This is a genomic window from Methylibium sp. T29, assembly GCF_000576205.1.
Lineage (GTDB): Bacteria > Pseudomonadota > Gammaproteobacteria > Burkholderiales > Burkholderiaceae_C > Methylibium > Methylibium petroleiphilum.
Window position 1 is genome coordinate 1 of record NZ_AZND01000394.1, and the last position, 2,321, is coordinate 2,321.

Sequence of the window (2,321 nt, forward strand, 5' to 3'; positions counted from 1 at the left end):
CGGTCGCCGCGTCAGCGGCGCGCGGCTCGGCATCGTCGGGCTGGGCCGCATCGGTCGCACGATCGCGCGGCGCGCGCTCGGCTTCGACATGGCGATCCGCTACCACTCGCGCCGCCCGGTCGCCGACGCGCCCTGGCCGCACGAACCGTCGCTGGTGGCCCTGGCCGAATGGGCCGACTTCCTGGTGGTCATTGCCGCCGGCGGTGCTGGCACGCGCCACCTCGTGGACGGCGCGGTGCTCGGCGCGCTCGGCCCCGAAGGCTTCCTGGTCAACGTCTCGCGCGGCTCCGTCGTCGACGAGGCGGCGCTGGTGCACGCTCTGGTCGAGCGGCGCATCGCCGGTGCGGCGCTCGACGTGTTCGAGCACGAGCCACAGGTGCCGGCCGCACTGCGCGCGCTGGACAACGTGGTGCTGCTGCCGCACATCGCCAGCGCCACGCGCGAGACGCGCCAGGCGATGGGCCAGCGCGTGCTGGACAACCTGGCGCTGTTCTTCGCCGAGGGCCGGCTGGTGACGGCCGCGCCGCTGGACTGATCGATCAACGAACGGACCCACGAACGCCGAGAGGATGACCATGAGACCCAACCGCCTGCGCGAGATCTGGAAGAGCGGCGGCGCCGCCCTGAACGGCTGGCTCGCCATCCCCAACAGCTTCTCGGCCGAGACCATGGCCCACCAGGCTGGGACGCACTCACCATCGACCTGCAGCACGGCGTGGTCGACTACCAGGCGATGGTCCCGATGCTGCAGGCCCTCTCCACCACGGCCACCGTGCCGGTGGTGCGCGTGCCCTGGCTCGAGCCCGGCATCCTGATGAAGACGCTGGACGCCGGCGCCTACGGCGTGATCTGCCCGATGGTCAACACCCGCGAGGACGCGCAGAAGCTGGTGGCCTGGACCCATTACGCGCCGCGCGGCACGCGCAGCTTCGGGCCGGTGCGCGCGCTGCTATACGGCGGCGCCGACTACGCGCAGCACGCCAACGACACCATCGTCACCTTCGCGATGATCGAGACCGCGCAGGCGCTCGACAACCTCGACGACATCCTGTCGGTCGAAGGTCTCGACGCCATCTACATCGGGCCCTCGGACCTGTCGCTGGCGCTCGGCTGCACGCCGACCTTCGACGACGTGGACCCGCCGGTGGCGCAGGCGATCGACCACATCCTGGCGCGCGCCAAGGCGCACGGCGTGGTGGCCGCGATCCACAACGGCAGCCCCGAGGCCGCGCTCGCGCGCATCGCCAAGGGTTTCCAGTTCGTCACCGTGAGTTCGGACGCGCGGCTGATGGCCGCCGGCGCGCAGCAGGTGGTGGCGAAGATGCGCGACCGCCCGACGCCGGGCAGCGCACAGGGCTATTGATCCACGCACAGAGAAGGACCTCACCATGAAGATCGGATTCATCGGCCTGGGCATCATGGGCACGCCGATGGCGCTGCACCTGGCGGCCGCCGGCCACACGTTGTTCGTCCACACCCGCGGCAAGCTGCCCGAGGCGATCGCCGCGTCGGCCGCGCAGGCCTGCGCCAACGCGGCCGAGGTGGCGCGCAACGCGGAGGTGGTGTTCACCATGCTGCCCGACACGCCGGACGTCGAGACCGTGCTGTTCGGTGCGAACGGTATCGCCGCCGGCCTGGAGAGCGGCGCCGGCAGCGCGCGCAAGGTCGTCGTCGACATGAGCTCGATCTCGCCGATGGCCACCAAGGCCTACGCGCAGCGTATCAACGCGCTCGGCGCCGACTACCTGGACGCGCCGGTGTCCGGCGGCGAGGTCGGTGCCAAGGCGGCGTCGCTGACCATCATGTGCGGCGGCGACGAGGCGGTGTTCGCGCGCGTGCGCCCGCTGCTCGAGACGATGGGCAAGAACATCACGCTGGTCGGTGGCAACGGCGACGGCCAGACGACCAAGGTGGCCAACCAGATCATCGTCGCGCTCAACATCGCGGCGGTCGGCGAGGCCTTGCTGTTCGCCAGCAAGGCCGGCGCCGACCCGGCCAAGGTGCGCCAGGCGCTGATGGGCGGCTTCGCGGCCAGCCGCATCCTGGAAGTGCATGGTGAACGCATGATCAAGCGCAGCTTCGCGCCGGGCTTCCGCATCAAGCTGCACCAGAAGGACCTGGGCCTCGCGCTGCAGGGCGCGCGCGAACTGGGCGTGTCGCTGCCGCAGACGGCCGGCGCGGCTCAGCTGATGCAGGCCTGCGCCGCCAACGGCATGGCCGACCTCGACCACTCCGCGCTGGTGCGGGCGCTGGAGCTGATGGCGGGCCACGACGTGGCCGCGGCCTGAGCGACCGTGACCGCCGCCACCGCGATCGATCGC

The 2,321-nt window shown here is 71.5% G+C and carries 2 protein-coding genes and 1 pseudogene; all 3 read left to right on the forward strand.

Features of this window, described 5'->3' with window-relative positions:
- The coding region (locus x551_RS21320) for an NAD(P)-dependent oxidoreductase (protein ID WP_036251112.1) at positions 1–535 on the forward strand (535 nt) is incomplete at its 5' end.
- A gap of 40 nt (positions 536–575) precedes the next feature.
- A pseudogene (locus x551_RS21325) lies at positions 576–1,363 on the forward strand (aldolase/citrate lyase family protein).
- 25 nt (positions 1,364–1,388) lie between these two features.
- A complete protein-coding gene (locus x551_RS21330) occupies positions 1,389–2,288 on the forward strand; it encodes a 2-hydroxy-3-oxopropionate reductase (protein WP_036236474.1) in 900 nt (299 codons plus the stop codon).
- The last annotated feature ends 33 nt before the right edge of the window (positions 2,289–2,321 follow it).

Excerpts from the sequence above, each read along its gene's own strand:
- x551_RS21330 (WP_036236474.1), top strand. The coding sequence starts at position 1,389 with ATGAAGATCGGATTCATCGGCCTGGGCATCATGGGCACGCCGATGGCG.